This is a genomic window from Actinoplanes sp. NPDC051494 (assembly GCF_044454705.1).
Taxonomy (GTDB): domain Bacteria; phylum Actinomycetota; class Actinomycetes; order Mycobacteriales; family Micromonosporaceae; genus Actinoplanes.
In genome coordinates this window covers 107,547-123,128 of the sequence record NZ_JBITDZ010000007.1, presented here as the reverse complement: position 1 = coordinate 123,128, position 15,582 = coordinate 107,547, and the positions used below count along the sequence as shown (strand labels likewise).

Annotated in this window: 17 protein-coding genes; 10 read left to right on the top strand and 7 right to left on the bottom strand. The window is 72.9% G+C overall.

Annotated elements, in window-relative coordinates; genetic code table 11:
* Nucleotides 1-6 precede the first annotated feature (6 nt).
* A complete protein-coding gene (locus ACIA6A_RS24085; RefSeq protein ID WP_396100085.1) occupies nt 7-312 on the top strand; it encodes a hypothetical protein in 306 nt (101 codons plus the stop codon).
* Nucleotides 313-314: 2 nt separating this feature from the next.
* On the opposite strand, the gene ACIA6A_RS24080 is transcribed toward ACIA6A_RS24085, so the two are convergent.
* Entirely contained in the window at nt 315-1,385 is a 1,071-nt protein-coding gene (locus tag ACIA6A_RS24080; RefSeq protein ID WP_396100084.1) for a serine/threonine-protein kinase, read from the bottom strand.
* 167 nt (nt 1,386-1,552) lie between these two features.
* On the opposite strand from ACIA6A_RS24080, the gene ACIA6A_RS24075 reads away from it, so the two are divergent.
* Complete coding sequence (locus ACIA6A_RS24075) at nt 1,553-3,481, top strand: substrate-binding domain-containing protein (RefSeq protein WP_396100083.1); 1,929 nt, start codon at nt 1,553-1,555, stop codon at nt 3,479-3,481.
* A 27-nt stretch (nt 3,482-3,508) separates the two neighbouring features.
* On the top strand, nt 3,509-4,084 hold the full coding sequence (locus ACIA6A_RS24070) for an acetoacetate decarboxylase family protein (RefSeq protein WP_396100082.1): 576 nt from the start codon (nt 3,509-3,511) through the stop codon (nt 4,082-4,084).
* Here the strand turns inward: ACIA6A_RS24070 and ACIA6A_RS24065 are convergent.
* A complete protein-coding gene (locus ACIA6A_RS24065) occupies nt 4,081-5,268 on the bottom strand; it encodes a metallophosphoesterase (RefSeq protein WP_396100081.1) in 1,188 nt (395 codons plus the stop codon). The two genes, ACIA6A_RS24070 and ACIA6A_RS24065, sit on opposite strands and share 4 nt — an antisense overlap.
* A gap of 106 nt (nt 5,269-5,374) precedes the next feature.
* On the opposite strand from ACIA6A_RS24065, the gene ACIA6A_RS24060 reads away from it, so the two are divergent.
* Nucleotides 5,375-5,872, top strand: a complete 498-nt coding sequence (locus ACIA6A_RS24060) for a hypothetical protein (protein ID WP_396100080.1) — start codon at nt 5,375-5,377, stop codon at nt 5,870-5,872.
* Here ACIA6A_RS24060 and ACIA6A_RS24055 read toward each other — a convergent pair.
* A complete protein-coding gene (locus tag ACIA6A_RS24055; protein WP_396100356.1) occupies nt 5,853-6,548 on the bottom strand; it encodes a nucleoside/nucleotide kinase family protein in 696 nt (231 codons plus the stop codon). The genes ACIA6A_RS24060 and ACIA6A_RS24055 overlap by 20 nt on opposite strands.
* 33 nt (nt 6,549-6,581) lie before the next feature.
* Between ACIA6A_RS24055 and ACIA6A_RS24050 the strand changes: the two genes are divergently transcribed.
* Nucleotides 6,582-7,679: a ScyD/ScyE family protein gene (locus tag ACIA6A_RS24050; RefSeq protein WP_396100079.1), complete on the top strand. Its 1,098-nt coding sequence runs from the start codon at nt 6,582-6,584 to the stop codon at nt 7,677-7,679.
* Between the two features lie 3 nt (nt 7,680-7,682).
* Here the strand turns inward: ACIA6A_RS24050 and ACIA6A_RS24045 are convergent, their stop codons facing one another.
* Together ACIA6A_RS24045 and ACIA6A_RS24040 are read right to left on the bottom strand one after the other, a co-directional pair.
* Nucleotides 7,683-8,282, bottom strand: a complete 600-nt coding sequence (locus ACIA6A_RS24045; protein ID WP_396100078.1) for a hypothetical protein — start codon at nt 8,280-8,282, stop codon at nt 7,683-7,685.
* Nucleotides 8,283-8,400: 118 nt separating this feature from the next.
* Nucleotides 8,401-8,643, bottom strand: coding sequence for a hypothetical protein (locus ACIA6A_RS24040; RefSeq protein WP_396100077.1), 243 nt, complete (start codon nt 8,641-8,643; stop codon nt 8,401-8,403).
* 257 nt (nt 8,644-8,900) lie between these two features.
* On the opposite strand from ACIA6A_RS24040, the gene ACIA6A_RS24035 reads away from it, so the two are divergent.
* The 5 genes from ACIA6A_RS24035 (at nt 8,901) to ACIA6A_RS24015 (ending at nt 12,782) form a co-directional block, all read left to right on the top strand.
* Nucleotides 8,901-9,713 carry a polysaccharide deacetylase family protein gene (locus tag ACIA6A_RS24035; protein ID WP_396100076.1) on the top strand — a complete coding sequence of 271 codons (813 nt, stop codon included), beginning with the start codon at nt 8,901-8,903 and terminating at the stop codon, nt 9,711-9,713.
* A complete protein-coding gene (locus tag ACIA6A_RS24030; RefSeq protein WP_396100075.1) occupies nt 9,710-10,765 on the top strand; it encodes a glycoside hydrolase family 26 protein in 1,056 nt (351 codons plus the stop codon). Before ACIA6A_RS24035 ends, ACIA6A_RS24030 begins: the two co-directional genes overlap by 4 nt.
* A gap of 117 nt (nt 10,766-10,882) precedes the next feature.
* Nucleotides 10,883-11,989 carry a phospho-N-acetylmuramoyl-pentapeptide-transferase gene (gene mraY, locus ACIA6A_RS24025; RefSeq protein WP_396100074.1) on the top strand — a complete coding sequence of 369 codons (1,107 nt, stop codon included), beginning with the start codon at nt 10,883-10,885 and terminating at the stop codon, nt 11,987-11,989.
* Nucleotides 11,884-12,303: an ArsR/SmtB family transcription factor gene (locus ACIA6A_RS24020; RefSeq protein ID WP_396100073.1), complete on the top strand. Its 420-nt coding sequence runs from the start codon at nt 11,884-11,886 to the stop codon at nt 12,301-12,303. Before mraY ends, ACIA6A_RS24020 begins: the two co-directional genes overlap by 106 nt.
* A complete protein-coding gene (locus tag ACIA6A_RS24015; protein WP_396100072.1) occupies nt 12,300-12,782 on the top strand; it encodes an SRPBCC domain-containing protein in 483 nt (160 codons plus the stop codon). Before ACIA6A_RS24020 ends, ACIA6A_RS24015 begins: the two co-directional genes overlap by 4 nt.
* A 102-nt stretch (nt 12,783-12,884) precedes the next feature.
* Here the strand turns inward: ACIA6A_RS24015 and ACIA6A_RS24010 are convergent, their stop codons facing one another.
* Together ACIA6A_RS24010 and ACIA6A_RS24005 are read right to left on the bottom strand one after the other, a co-directional pair.
* The gene (locus ACIA6A_RS24010; protein WP_396100071.1) at nt 12,885-13,757 is read right to left on the bottom strand and encodes a bifunctional 5,10-methylenetetrahydrofolate dehydrogenase/5,10-methenyltetrahydrofolate cyclohydrolase; all 873 of its coding nucleotides are present in this window, start codon (nt 13,755-13,757) and stop codon (nt 12,885-12,887) included.
* A 138-nt stretch (nt 13,758-13,895) separates the two neighbouring features.
* Nucleotides 13,896-15,569 (bottom strand): hypothetical protein, encoded by a 1,674-nt coding sequence (locus ACIA6A_RS24005; RefSeq protein WP_396100070.1) that lies wholly within the window; start codon nt 15,567-15,569, stop codon nt 13,896-13,898.
* Between the last annotated feature and the right edge of the window lie 13 nt (nt 15,570-15,582).

Below are 15,582 nucleotides of genomic sequence, written 5' to 3'. Positions count from 1 at the left end.
CACGGGATGCGTCTTTCCACAGCGGCGATCACCGCGGGTTCTCTCATCGGCGGGTGGCAGCTCGCCCGCCGGACCGGCAACCGGCCGCTCGGCGGTGCGGTCCTCGCGGCCGGCGGGGTGGTCGCCGGGCGGGAGTGGGCCCGGCACACGAGCCCGGCGGTGACCGGTGCGCTCGTCATCACGTACGCAGGAGCGTTCGGCCTGTCGCATCCGCTGGCGAAACGGATCGGTGCCTGGCCGTCGGTGCTGGCGGTGTCGGCGCTGACCGCGGCGGTCTCGTACGCCGTGGCGGACCGTCGCCCGGCCCGCTGACCTCACCCGGTCCCCGCGGCGGAGAACCTGCTCTCCACCGCGGCGATCGCGGCCGTCACCAGGTAGCACGACGTGGCCACCAGGGCACCGAGCCCGGTCCGGCCGGTCCAGGACGCGGTGCCGACCAGCGGGAAAAGGGCGGTGGCCAGCACCCCCGAGGTCACCGCGAGCACGACACCCCACGGCTCGGCCAGATGGTCGCGGAACGTGACCGGCGCCGGGCGGGGAACCGGCACGGAGCGGGGAACCGGCACCGGCGGCACCGGTGGTGGCGCGGCCGCCGGGGAGGTGGGCCGGGGTCCGAGGCCGGCGAGGAATTCCGCCGCGGTCGGCCGGTCCGCCGGATCCTTCGCCAGGCAGGCCTCCACCAGCTCGACCAGCCACCCGGGCACCCCGGACAGGGCCGGCTGGGCGGTCACGATCTGATAGGCCACGCCGTGCGGTTCCTGACCGGGCCGGCCGAACGGCAGGTGCCCGGTCGCCGCCTGGGCCAGGACGACCCCCAGGGAGAACAGGTCGCACGGCCGTTCACCGGGCTTGCCGAGGATGCGTTCCGGGGACACGTACGCCGGGGTGCCGACCAGCCCGGTGGAGCCCCGGTCCTCGACCGCGCGCGCGATGCCGAAATCGATGACCTTGGGGCCGCTGCCGGAGTGCAGCACGTTCGGCGGTTTGAGGTCGCGGTGCACCGTGCCACCCCGGTGGATGCTGTCCAGCGCCTCCGCGAGCCCGGCCGCCAGGTCCCAGAGCCGGTCCGGCGGCAGCGGCCCCTCGTCGAGCCGGCGGGCCAGCGACGGGCCGTCGACGTATTCGGTGGCCAGCCACGGCTCGCCGTCGACCGGATCCGGATCCGCGTCCACGAACGTGGCAGTGTAAAGACTCTGCACCTTTCTGATGCAGTCGATCTCGCGGGCAAAACGTTCCCGGAATTGCGGCTGATCGGCGAGGTGCCGGTGGATGGTCTTCACCGCGATGAGGTACCCGCCGCCGGTGCGCGCCAGGTGGACGGTGCCCATCCCGCCCGCGCCGAGTCTTTTCTGCACGGTGAACGGGCCGACGCGGGTCGGTTCCATCGGGCTCCCTGTCGCTGCTGCGGACTTACCAGTGGTCCACACTAAACGGTACGGAGGTCACATCGGATATGTCACCTGAATGGTGACCACCGTTCAGGTAATGGCTGGGGTTGCCGTTCGATCGGTATATTCCCCGACGGCCCGAACTATTTCCCGGACGGTTTCCTTTGCGCCTGAACCCACCGCCGCGGCCCCGCTCGCTGCTGGCCGGCCTGCTCGCGGGAGCGGTGGTCTTCGCCGGCTCGGCATTCCTGCTGGCACCGCCCGGCCCGGCCCGGACGGATCCGGCTCAGGCGAATCCAGCCCAGGCGGACCCAGCCCAGGCGGATCCGGCGGCCGGCTGGCCGCCCCGGGTGGCCCACGTCCCGGACCCGCCCCGGCTCCCGGTCGCGTGCGGCGTCCGGATCACCGTCGCGGCGTCACCCGAGAAGTACCCCGCGATGGCGGACATCGCCGCCCGGTTCCATCGCACGTCGGCGGGGGAGCACTGTGGGCAGGTACGTGTCGTCAAGGCCAGTTCCGGCGACATGTTCGAGGCACTGACCACCGGTACCGCGGGCGACATCCAGGTCTGGTCACCGGCCGCGTCGGGATGGACGAGCCTGCTCCGGCACCGCATCACCCGGGGACAGGTCGCCGACCCGGACCTGGAGGTCGTCAACGTCGACCGGGACGGGAACCTGCCGGCGGTGACCCGTACCCCGCTGGTCCTGGCCATGCCGAAACCGATCGCCGAGCGGATCGGCGCGGTGAGCTGGGAGTCCGTGGTCGGCTGGGCCGGCGATCCGCAGCGGTGGCGGCTGGCGACCGGGGGTGCGTTCGGCGACTTCAAGCTCGGCAAGACCGACCCCACCCGGTCGACGTCCGGGCTGTCCTCGCTGCTCGCGACATACACCGCGGCCGCCGGGCATCCGGTGGGCGCCACCGATCTGACGGACCGGCGGGTACGGGCGAAGGTCAGCGACGTCGAGCGCGCCGCGATGCACTACGGCGACACGACGCTGACGTACCTGTGTCACCTCGCCGCCGTCGACGCCGGTGCCGGCGGCGACGCGGAGCTGGCCGAGCAGCGGGTCGCGGCGTACGTCAGCGCCGTCCCGGTCGAGGAGCAGTCGGTCTATCTGTACAACATGGGCCGGCAGAGCGACTGCGAGTCGACCCATCCGCAGGTGCCGCTCGTCCCGGTGTACCCCACCGACGGGACGGTCTGGTCGGACTCGCCGTACGCGATCCTGAACACGGCCACGCCGGCCCAGCACCGGCTCGCGGGCAACTTCCTGCGCTACCTGCACGACCAGGATCTCGCCCCGGGCGACGAACACCCGCAGACCACGTTCCAGGCCGACGGGTTCCGCGACGAGGCGCGGCTCGAGCTGTACCCGGTGGCCGCGGCGGGCGCCGGTGGCCTGCGCCCCCGCCCGGAGCTGACCGCGATCGGCGTCCCGGAGCCCGACGTCCTCGACCGGGTCCGGGAATCGTGGCAGGAGGTGCGCAAACCCGCGCGGATCATCTTCCTCATCGACGTGTCCGGTTCGATGCTCGCGCGAGCGGCGCCGGGACGGACCCGGATCGCCGAGGTGCGCCGGGCGCTGCGTGAGGTCGTCCCCACGATCGCCGGGCGTACCGAGATCGGGTTGTGGTCGTTCTCCGGGTCCAAGAAGGACGCCTCGCTGCCGAGGCACTCGGTCGTGGTCGCGCCGACCCTGGACCGTGCGCGGATCCTCGATGCCCTCGACTCGCTGCGGCCCGAGCGGCGCTTCGACACCGCGCTGTACGACGCGGTCCGGGCCGCCCACGACCAGCTCGGTCCCGGGTCGGCCGGGCACATCTCCGCGGTCGTGGTCCTCTCCGACGGCAAGGACGACATCTGCCCGGCCGGTGCCACGTGCGACCCGGCGAAGGAGCTCAGGGACCTGGTCACCGCGGTGACGTTCGACGACGCCCGGCCGGTGCGGGTCTTCACCGTCGCGTACGCGGACGCCGCGGCGGCGGAGCTCGGCCGGGTCGCGCTGGCCGCCGGCGGCAACGCGTACGACGCGGGCCGGGACGCGGACGGTCTCGAGAGGGCGATCGGGGACGTGATCAGCAACTTCTGATCAGGGACGGCCGGGGGATAGCCTTCGATGATGTACCCACCGGCGCCGTGGCACCTGCGTGGCCAGATGTATCTCTCCGTGTTCCTCGTGCGGACCGCGGACCTGCCACCCCTGCCGCCGGGGGTGCGCCCGCTGTCGATCGCGGGCCGGGTCCCGGTCGGTGCCGCCTGGGTCGACTACGAGCCCGGCGGCAGCCTCGATTACCGCGAGCTGCTGGCCGCGGTCCTGACCCGGGCCGCGCTGCGGCCCCGGGTGACGATCACCGACATCTGGGTGGACAGCCCCGCGTCCCGCGACGGCGGCCGCGAGCTGTGGGCCATCCCCAAGGAACTCGCGACGCTGGCGATCAGCCCGCCGTCGGCCGGGGCCGCCGGGATCGGCACCGCGGACATCGCGGTCCGGGGACGGACCCTGCCGGGCCGCTGGCCCACCCCGATGACACTGGCCCAGGACGGCATCACCACCCGGGTACGCGGCACCGCGGCGCTGCGCCCGGCCCGGCTCACCTGGCACCTGGACCCGGCCGGCGCACTCGGCTGGCTGTCCGGCCGGCGCCCGGTGTTCTCCCTGGTGCTGGCCGCCTTCCGGATGCGTTTCGGCTAGCCGGCGCGCAGCGTCAGCAGGGTGATCTCGCTGGGGGCGAAGATGCGGAACGGCGGGCCCCAGAAACCGGTGCCCCGCGAGGTGTACAGCTGGGTGCGCTCGCCGTGTCGGCTCAGGCCCTGCAGGACCGGCTGGTCGAGGCGGACGAGGTAGTGGAACGGCCACATCTGGCCGCCGTGGGTGTGACCGGAGATCTGCAGGTCCACCCCGTGGGCGACCGCGTCGGTGACCTGCTGCGGCTGGTGGGCGAGCAACAGCACCGGCAGCTCCGGGTCGGCGCCGCTCAGGGCCGCCTCGTGGTCCATGTGGTGCCCGGGCACGCCGGACCCGGCCGCGGTGCGGTCGTCGACGCCGGCGACGACCAGGCTGTCGCCGCCCCGGGAGACGACCATGTGCCGGTTGTGCAGGGCTTCCCAGCCCAGCGACGCCATGTGGTCGACCCAGCCCTGGGCGCCGGAGAAGTACTCGTGGTTGCCGGTCACGTAGACCCGGGCCAGGCCCGCGCGGACGTCCCCGAGCGGGGCCGCCTGCTCGCGGCGCCGGTCCACCTCGCCGTCCGCGATGTCGCCGGTGTGCGCGACGACGTCCGGGTCGAGGGAGTTGACGACCTCCACCACGCCGCGCGACCAGCGGGCCCGGTTGATCGGGCCGTAGTGCGTGTCGGTCAGCAGGACCACGCGCAGACCGTCGAGCCCGGCCCCGAGCCGGGGCAGGACCACGTCGACGCGGCGCACCCGGGAGACCCGCATGGCCTCGCGGTGCCCCCAGAGCAGCAGCACCAGCGAGACGGCCACGACGGCGACGGTGACGATCCGGGAGCGGGCCGGGCCGTCGACCCCGGCGAGCGCCAGGACCAGACGCAGCACGGTGCCGAGCAGCGACCACACGAACAGCACCCAGACGACCCCGAGCAGGGTGTCGGAGATGCGGGCGGCCCGGTCGTCGTGGCGCCCGCCGTGCCCGGCGACCATCAGCAGCGGCAGGGCGACGGCCGCGGCCACGAAGACGGCGGTGCCGGCCGGCAACACCCCGCGCGGCCAGTCGTTGCCCGACCACAGCAGGGTCCACCAGGGCACACCCCAGAGCAGCAGCATGACGACGGTCACGAGCAACGCGAAGCGCGCCGCCCGCCCGGACCGTCGCGGCTCGGAAGGCTCGGTCTCAACTGTTTCGCCCACAGACACGGGGCAAGTCTGCCACGGCGGTCGTCGGCACGAATCGGTGATTCGCGATCGCTGCGCCGTCAATAGCGTGGGGCTCGTCACCACCCCTCGGAGAAGTGAGATCCACATGCGATACCTGCTCGCCCTCGCCGCCGTCGTCACGCTCTCGGCCTGCGCGGACACCGCGACCCCGGCCGCCCCGGCGCCACCCGCGGTGGACTGGACCGGGGTCGGCTGGGAGACCACGATGTTCGCGGCGCTGGGCTGCGAGACCAGCCCGCAGGTGCCGGACAAGGCGGAGGTGCACCAGATCCGCTACGCCGACCTCACCGGTGACGGCGCCAAGGAGGCGGTCGTGGCGGCGTCCTGCCCGTCGACGACGGCCACCAACCCGGTCCGGGTCCTCGTCTACGAGACCGCGCCGAGGGACCCGATCCTGACCATCGGCAAGGACGACTACCTGCAGTCCGCCGACGTCACCACCGCGGGCCGCACCCTGACGGTCGTCTCCGACGCGCTGAGCGAGGACGCCTCCCGCTGCTGCCCCGACCTGCGGATCACCCAGACCTACACGTACACCGGGGAGTCGTTCGGCAAGGGCGAGGTCACGAAGAAGAAGATCTGACGTCCGGCGGGGTGCCGATCGTGTGGATCAGCGCGGCCGGGACGATCAGATCGGCCCGGTCCCGGGTGGCCGCGATGACGGCCGCGTTGGCCTCGTCGGTGCCGGTGGCCCACGCGACCGCCTCCGGCTCGGGCTTGCCGAAACGGACGTGCCGGGCGATCAGGCGCTCGAGGCGGGATCCCCGGTCCAGGTCGGCGTACCAGATCTCGGCGAGCAGCGGGCGGGCCCGGGTCCAGCGGTCGTCGTCGACCAGCAGGTAGTTGCCCTCGGAGACGATGAGACGGGCCTCGGGGTGCACCGGGATCGCGCCGGCGACCGGCTGCTCGATGGTGCGCTCGAAGCCGGGGGCGTAGACGATCTCGCCGGAGTCGTCGAGCAGGCGGCGCAGCAGGGCCGCGTACCCGTACGCGTCGAACGTGTCCGGGGCGCCCTTGCGGTCGCGGTTGCCGAGGCGGTCGAGCTCGGCGTCGGCCAGGTGGTAACCGTCCATGGGGACGTGCGCGACCCAGCCCGGCGGGGTCCGTGCGGCGACCGCCGCGACGAGTTCCTCGGCGAGCGTGGTCTTGCCGGCCGCGGGCGGGCCGACGATGCCGAGCACCGCCCGGCGCTCACCGGTCACCAGCGCCACGGCCCGGCGTACGAGATCGTCGAAGGTCACCGGTTCTGTGTACCCGATGTCCCGGTCCACCGGAAGCTCGTTGATCAAGGCATGAGAGCTTCTGGTCCCCTTCTCGCCTCCGCGGTCGTCGCGGCGGCCCTGGTCCCCGCGGCGGCCCTGGTCCCCGCGCTGCCCGCCGCGGCCGTCCCCGCACCGCAGCTGGTCGTCGTCGCCGACGGTCTCGACAATCCGCGCGGCCTGAGCTTCGCCCCGGACGGCACGCTGTACGTCGCCGAGGCCGGCACCGGTGGCGCCGGGCCGTGCCTGACCGGTGCGGAGGGACGGGTCTGTTTCGGCGCGACCGGCGCGCTTACCCGGATCCGGTCCGGCCGTCAGAAACGCGTCCTCACCGGTCTGCCCTCGCTCGCCAGGGAGGGCGGCAACCAGGCCTCCGGACCGGCGGACGTCGGCGTGGACCCGCGGGGCACGCTGTCCTGGACCGTCGGGCTCGGCGCGGACCCGGACGTCCGCGCGACGGCACCGGAGCTGGCCGGCACCGCGACGCTGTACGAGCTGGCCCGCAAGAGGCCGAAGGCGGTCGCCGACCTGGGGGCGTACGAGAAGAAGGCGAACCCGGACGGTGTCGCGGCACCGGACACCAACCCGAACGGCCTCGCGGTGACCCGCACCGCGCGGTATGTGGTCGACAGCGGCGGCAACACGCTGCTGAAGGTCGACGCCCGGGGCCGGATCTCGACCGTCGCGGTTCTCGGGCCGCGCACCGCGCCGTCGCCATCGGGCGGGACCGTCGCGATGCAGAGCGTGCCGACCTCGGTGGTCCAGGGCCCCGACGGCGCGTTCTACGTCGCCGAGCTGACCGGTTTCCCGTTCCCCAAGGGCGGCGCGCGGATCTACCGGGTGCTGCCGGGCCGCAAGCCGCAGGTGTACGCGACCGGCCTGACCAACGTCATGGACCTCGCCTTCGGCCCGCGCGGGCGGCTGTACGCGCTGGAGCTCGCGACGAACGGCCTGCTCGCCGGCGACGGGGTCGGCGCGCTGGTCCGGGTCGACCGCCGCGGCGCGCACGAGGTCGTCGCGTCCGCCGGGTTGAGGGCTCCGGGCGGCGTCGCGATCCGGGGCCGGGACGCGTACGTCACGACCTGCACCACCTGTGCGGGCACCGGGGCGGTCGTCAGGATCCGGCTGTGAGGCTCAGATCCCCAGCCTGAGGGCGGCGACACCGGCCGGTGACAGCGGCCGGCCGGTGGCCCGCTGCAGATCCTCGTAGATGCTCACCGGCAGCTGGGTGCCGAGCGCGCACAGCGCCGGGTACAGGTCCAGGACGTCGCGGTGGCTCAGCGCGCCGACGCCGATCAGCAGTCCGTTGACCGCGCCGGGCGTGCGCGCGAGCTCGGTGCACAGCTGCATGCGCCAGACCGGGTCCTCGACGCCGGACTGCAGCTCCCGGGCGATCCGGTTGGTGGTCGTGCAGGTCTCGTCCGGTGCCGCGTGCCGCCCGGACGGGGCCAGCACCGGCGCGAGCCGCACCGCGACGCCGAGCCGGACCGCGAGCTCGGGGACGGTGAGCACCTCGAGGCCGAACGAGCAGGTGTCGCAGAGCGGCTGGAACGTCTCGGCGTGCACCACCACGGCCGGGTGCGGGCAGCCGCTGGCCGGAGCGCATTCGCTGTCCATGATTATCTCCGCGAGCCGGCCCGCCTCGTCGAAGTGGCCGACACCGAAATAGGTGGCCGGCGCCTCGCGGTACCGGGTGAGCGCCGCGCGTTCACTGCCGTAGCCGTCAGGGTCCACGCCGATACGGGGTATGCCGTGCTGAGCGTGGAGCTGGATGAGTCGGAACATCCTGGTCACTCCCGGGGGTGTTGTGGAACGGGTGCGTCCCGGGGTACGGGCGAGAGCGCCGCTCAGTTCATTCCTTACTTTGCGTGTAAGAGAATCTGCCCTTTCCCTGTTCAGACGTCAAGCGAAGAAGGTCGAACGTCACTGCGTGTAATGCATACGTCGCGGCGGTCAGGACGGCGAACATGCCGAGGAGCACCACGGTGAGCCCGGCGTCGAGCGAGCGCCAGGCCACCGGCAGGGCCGAGACGGCGAGCAGGATCCCGGCCTGGGCGGCGGCCTCCAGGAGACGGCGCACACGGTCAACATTCATGGGGGTCACCCTGCCGCCGGGGCGGGGGTGCGCGCTTCCCTCCCCGGTCGGATCACGGTCTATGACTTTTGGCAGAGGCGGCGCGGCAGTGACCGCCACCGATATCCGCGGTAGGCGCGCTGGACACTGCCGGAACTGCGTCGTAACGTGGTCTGAGCGGCGCAAACGTTCCTCGTGAAGCAGTGCGCGGAAGCACGAAGCTCGCCGGGGTTCTGACCGATAATGGTCATGTCCGAGAGCGTGGGGGAGGAAAACCGGTGACCGTCGCGGCCCCGTCGGCGTGGGAGACCCTGCCCGCGCTGATGTACCACTCCGTGTCCGCCGTCGCCGGACCGATGCGCGATCTCGCCGTGCCCCGGGGCCGGCTCACCGAGCAGCTCAGCGCGCTCACGATGGCCGGCTACCGGCTCGTCGGGCTCACCGAGGCCCTCGACCTGCTCGACGGCGGCTGCACCGACAAACTCGTCGCCGTCACGTTCGACGACGGCTACCGCAACTTCCTCACCACCGGCGTGCCGGTGCTCGCCGAGACCGGCGCCCGGGCCACGCTGTACGCGTCGGTCGGTCACCTCGGTCACCACGCGGACTGGCTCGGCCGGTGGGCCCCCGACTTCGGCAAGCTGCTCACCTGGGACGAGCTCGCCGAGGTCGCCGACGCCGGCGTCGAGATCGGCAACCACAGCTTCAAGCACCACCCGCTCGACGTGCTGCCCGCCGACCAGCTGCGCGAGGAGACCCTGCGCAGCAAGGACGAGCTCGAGCAGCGCCTCGGCCGCCGGGTGCGCGGTTTCGCGTACCCGCACGGCTACAACGGCGCCAAGGTCCGGGCCGCCGTGCTCGCCGCCGGGCACGACAACGCCACCGAGGTGGGCCGCCGGCTGCACACGCCGGGCGAGCGGCGGTTCGCCGTACCCCGTCTGCAGCCCACCCCCGACCTGACCGGCGACGACCTCGTGGCCCTCGTGGCCGGCGGCGGCTCGCCGCTGGTCCCCAAACTCAAGCAACTGGCCCAGCCGGGCTGGCGGGTGGTCCGCCGGGCCGCCCGCGCGGCCGGCCGGAACCTCACGTGAGGGGCGCCCACCGGGCACCCCGCCGCACCTTCGGCCGCCGGTACCTCCTCGGCCTCGCCGCGCTGGGCGTCATCCCGGTGGCGGCGGCCGGCGTCCAGCAGTTCCGGGGCCCGGAGACGCCCGCGGCGGCGACCACGTCACCCGGCCGGGCACCCGATCCCGCCCCCACCACCTCGACCGGCCCGCTGCCGGCCGCGGTGGCCAAGGGCGGCGGCACCGTGCCGTTCCGGGCCGGCAAGGCGATGCTGGGGGCGTACCTCGCGCTGTCCGGCAGGACCGCCAAGCAGGCGCTCGCCCTGCGCCGCGAGCAGACCGGCCGGGACCTGCGCATCGTGCACGTCTTCTACGACTGGGACGACCAGCTGCCGCGTTCGGTCACCGGACTGCCCGAGAACGGCATCCCGATGGTCTCGTGGCGCGGCACGTCGTTCGCCGACATCATCAACGGCAGCCATGACGACCTGATCGCCCGTGCCGCCCGCCGCCTGAAGGCCCAGGACCGCCCGGTGCTGCTGCGCTGGGGCTGGGAGATGAACGGCGACTGGTACGCCTGGAGCGCGGCCCGGAACAACAAGAACCCGGACGGCTACATCGAGTCCTGGAAGCACATCCACGGCATCTTCGCCGAGGAGAAGGCGGACAACGTCTCCTGGGTCTGGAGTCCCAACTGGAACTCCTCCCCGGTCGCGGACTGGAACACCTACGCCACCCTGTACCCGGGCGACGCGTACGTGGACTGGGTCGGCGTCTCCGGATACAACCTGCACCACGAGACCCCGGAAACCCTGTTCGGCCCGATCTACCGCTCGTACAGCACCCGCAAACCCATCATGATCACCGAGGTGGGGGCGGTCGACGACGGCGGCCGGACCAAGGCCGACTGGATCGGCCTGCTGGCCGAGTGGGTCACGGGCCACCCCGCGGTGGGCGCGGTCACCTGGTTCGACACCGACACCCACCCGGGGTACGCGGAGAGGTGGCGGGTGGACACGAACCCGCAGTCCCTGGCGGCGTACGTCGCGCTCGCCAGGAGCGCCCGCTTCAGCGGCTGACCCCGGTCCGCGCGGCCGTGGGGTCCAGGGCCGCTCCGGTTTGCGGCGGATGGCAAGATCGTGCCCCGTGAACAATGATGCTGGCTGGTCCGACATGCATGGCACGGTGGGAACGCGGTGAGGGCGGTCATCGTCGCGGCGGCGGTCGCGTTCATCGTCTCCCTGTTCGGCACGCCGGTGGCGATCCGGGCCTTCACCGCGCTCAAGGCCGGGCAGCCGATCCGGTCGTCGCTGGGGCTCGCGTCGAACGAGGGCAAGAAGGGCACCCCCGCGATGGGTGGCGTCGTGTTCATCGTGGCGACGCTGCTCGCGTACGTCGCCGGGCACCTGGCGCTGACCACGCTGCCCGAGCGGCAGATCGCGCAGGAGAAGCCGACCATGACGGCCCTCGTCCTGCTCGGCCTGTTCGTCTTCTGCGGTGCGGTCGGGTTCCTCGACGACTTCCTCAAGGTCCGCAAGCGCAACTCCGACGGCCTGTCCGCCAAGGGCAAACTGCTCGGCCAGGCGATCGTCGGCACCGGCTTCGGCATCGCCGCGCTGTACGTGGCGAGCACCAACGGCGAGACCGTGGCCAGCGAGCACATCTCGTTCATCCGGGACATCAGCTGGCTCGACGTCGGCAAGGTCGGCTCGGTGCTGGTGTTCGTCTTCGTGGTCATGGCGATGTCGAACGGCGTGAACCTCACCGACGGCCTCGACGGCCTGGCCACCGGCGTGTCGACGCTGGTGCTCGGCGCGTACGCGGTGATCGGGTACTGGCAGTACCGGCACTGGTGCGCCGACGAGACGAACGCCCGCGCGATCGACCACTGCTACCAGGTCCGCGATCCGCTGGAGATCGCCATGATCGCCGCGGCGGCCGCCGGTGCCTGTGTGGGCTTCCTGTGGTGGAACACGTCCCCGGCGCGGATCTTCATGGGTGACGTGGGCTCGCTCGGGCTCGGCGCCCTGATCGCCGGGCTCGCGGTGGCGACCCGCACCACGCTGCTCGCGATCGTGATCGGCGGGCTCTTCGTCATCATCACGGTGACCTGGGTGATCCAGATCGTCTCGTTCCGGACCACCGGCCGGCGGGTGTTCCGGATGGTGCCGCTGCACCACCACTTCGAACTGGCCGGGTGGACCGAGGTCAACATCGTGATCCGGTTCTGGCTCGTGGCCGGTGTCTGCGTGGCGGCCGGCCTGGGCCTGTTCTACTCGGAGTTCCTGACGGCCGCCGGATAACACCATCGGGACGGGTCTTCCAGGCACTCGCGGACGGGACCCGACGTGACATCCTGCGCCGGGTCGTCCGGGCCGAGCAGTCGGTGTCGGCCCTGGCGGAGCACTACCCGATGAGTTTCGCCGCGGTGCAGCGCCACGTCGCGGTGCTGGAACGGGCCGCGCTCGTCGTCAAGCAGCGCCGGGGGCGTGAGCAGGTCGTGCACGCCGACCTCGGCACCGTGCGGCGGGCGGCCCGGCTGCTCGACGCGTACGAGGAGTTGTGGCGTCATCGGGTTCGTGGCATCGAGCAGATTCTCTCCGAGGAAGGACCATGATGATCAGTTCCCACAAAGACGTCGAGCAACTGACGATCACGTCCACCGCCGAGTTCACCGCCGATGTCGAACGGGTGTGGCAGGTCTGGCAGGACCCGCGGCAGCTGGAGCGCTGGTGGGGACCGCCGACCTGGCCGGCCACGTTCGAGGAGCACGACTTCAGGCCCGGGGGCGGGGCGCGTTATTACATGACCGGGCCGGACGGGGAGAAGGCCGGCGGCTGGTGGACGATCACGGCCGTGGACGCGCCGCGCCGCCTCGAGTTCGACGACGGTTTCGCCGGGGACGACGGGGAGCCCAGCGCCTCGATGCCGGTGACCCGCACCGTCGTCACGCTGGAGCCGACCGCGACCGGGACCCGGATGGTCACCACGAGCCTGTTCCCCGACCTCGAGAGCCTCGAGAAGGTGGTCGCGATGGGCGTGGAGGAGGGCATGAGCCTCGCCATGGGCCAGATCGACGCGGTTCTGGCCGGATGAGCCCCAGTCGGATGAGCCCGGCCGGATGAGCCCGGTCGGATGAGCCCGGCCGGATGAGCTGGCGGCGGCCGGCCGGGAAGGCCGGCCGCCGGTCAGGTCAGGTCAGCGGCCGGCTTTCTCGGCGGCCTCGACCGCGTTGCGGAACAGCATGGCGACCGTGGTCGGGCCGACCCCGCCCACGCGCGGGGTGAGCGCGCCGGCCACGGTGGCGACCTCTTCCGCGACGTCGGGCAGCAGGCGGCGGCCCTCGTAGCGGACGCCCGCGCCGATCACGGTGGCGCCGGGCTTGACGTGCTCCGGCTGGATGATGCCGGGCACACCCGCGGCGGCGATGAGCACGTCCGCGCGCTGGGTGTACCGCTGCCAGTCCGGCACGCCGGTGTGCACCACGGTGACCGCCGCGTTGGCGGTCGGGCGCTTCTGCGAGAGCATCATGGCCAGCGGACGGCCGATGGTCGCGCCGCGGCCCAGGATGACCACCTCGCGCCCGGCGACCGGGATCTCGTAGTGCGCGAGCAGGGCCTCGATGCCGGCCGGGGTGCACGGGCGCGCGCCGGGCAGGCCCACCGACAGCCGGCCCAGGTTGAGCGGGTGCATGCCGTCGACATCCTTGTCGGGGTCGACGGACATCAGCGCGGCGTCGTAGTCGATGTGCGCGGGCGGCGGGTACTGGATCAGCAGCGCGTGCACGGACGGGTCCGCGTTCAGCCGGTCGATGACCCGGTGCAGGTCGGCCTGGGTGGCATCGGCGCTCAGGTGCTCGTGCGGGGACACGAAGCCGAGCTCGCCGGCCTGCCGCTGCTTGATCCGGATGTAGCCGGCGCTGGCGTCGTCGTCACCGACCAGGACGGTGGCCAGCGACGGCTGGACCCCGGCCTCCTTGAGCTTCGCGACCCGCTGCGCCACGTCGGCCAGCACCGCGTCGGCCACCGGCTTGCCGGGCAGCAGGCGCGCCTCGTGAGTGTCTGCGGACATGCTTCCCCCCCTCAGCGTGGGCACCCAGGCGGACGGCCCCCACGGCGAGCTCCCCGATGGTGGTCCCCATCCTCGATGCCGCCAGTCGCGTGTTCGCCGCCCAGTATGCCGGGTGCCGCGCCCCGGTGCCGCATCGCGTCACCCGTCGTGCCCGGCTCCGCGGCAGCAGCCGAGCAGCAGATCACCCAGCCGGGTCAGCAGCCCGGGCCCGAGCCGGGTCGTGGTCCGCGCGCTGGAGACGTCGCCCAGCGGCAGTCCCGCGTTCACGGTCTCGACCAGATCGAACAGACGCAACGCGAAGGGTACGAGGTCCGCGGTCACCTTCCCGTCGCGCATCCGCCGGAACTCCGCGACGACCGCGATGACCCGGGCGGCCTCCGGTCCCACCAGGTCGGGGACGGTGCCGAGCTTGCCCAGCGAGTCGTGGACGGCCTTCGAGTCCTCGGCGTGCTCGGCGCTCAGGCCCGTACGTTGCGTGTCGGTGAAGTTGGCATGGTTCTTGAGCAGGTCCTGGCCCCGGGCGATGCCGGTGAGCCAGTCGCCCCGGGTCAGGCGGATCCGGGTCCGCGACCGGGCCCCGGCGGCGCCGCGTTCGACCTCGAGCGGGAACACCGGGTCGCTGTTGTCGGCCGAGCCGGTGACGAGCTGGGCGAACGCGGCCGGAGCGGCCTGGTACCGGGTGCGCAGCGGCTCGGGGAGCAGCTGGAAGTTGTGCGCGAAGTCGGTCCGCGACATCAGGCCGCCGGCGATCGACTTGCTGTTGCCGCCGGACTGGATCCCGTCCGCGGCGTTCAGGTAGTTGCCGAGCAGGGTGACGAGGCCGATCAGCGCGTCGCGGCCCGGGTCGCCGGGATGCGCGGCGTCCACCCGGGTCCGGGCCCCCGCCACGGACCGGCGCATGGTGTTCTCCCGGAAGTACTCCTGCCCGTCGGCGCTGCCCGGCGTGGTGAGGTGCTCGGCCATCGCGGCGATCCGGTCGAGCGCCAGCCCCGCGGTGGCCTGCGGGCTGAAGTCGAGCGGCCGGCCGTCCGGGTGGATCACCAGGCCGGCGTGGCCGGGCGGGGTGAGCTCGGGGGCGGGGATCTCCCGGTCGGTGCGGCGCTGTTCCATGCCGCCGGCCATCGTGGTGATCGCGTTCATGACGGTGGCGACCTGGGCGCGGGTGTCCAGCGGCTCGGTCACCCACTCCAGGTTCGAGCCGCCGGACGGGCTGGTGTCGGCCTCGAGGCGGTACCGGTCGCCGTCGGCGATCCGCTCGTGCTTGTCCAGCGAGACACCGGGCAGCGGCGGTTCGGCGAGCTCACCGCCGAGGAACCGGGTGACGTTGGCTTCCAGGGTGGCCCGCCGGTAGCCGTGACTGTCGAGGCGCCGGGCCGTCTCCAGCCAGTCCACCCCGGCCGGGGTCGGCATCGGTGCGCCCTCGCCCCGCTCGACCAGCGGGCTCCCGGCCGCCAGGTGGGTCAGCTCCTCGGTATGCCCGGGGAACCAGAGCGCCATCCGGGACGCCGCGGCGGGCGACGCGACCATCTCCAGCAGCTTGGTGCCGTGCTGCTCGTCGTAGCGCCGGGCCGGGGCCTCGTGCACCTCCGGCGCGGTGCCGTCCTGGCGGCGCACCTTCCACTGGGCCTCGAACTCGAACCCGACCGCGCGCTGGATCACCGGCAGGGCCGCCGTCGTGGCGGCGTTACCGGCCGCGCGTTGCAGCGCCAGAACCGCCTGCGGGGTCAGCGGTGCCCGGTCTGCCCGGTCTGCCCGGGGAAGAACCGTGTCATGTCGCGGGACCGGAGCGGCCGGGTGTTCGTGAGCGCGCAACGGTGGCTCCCCG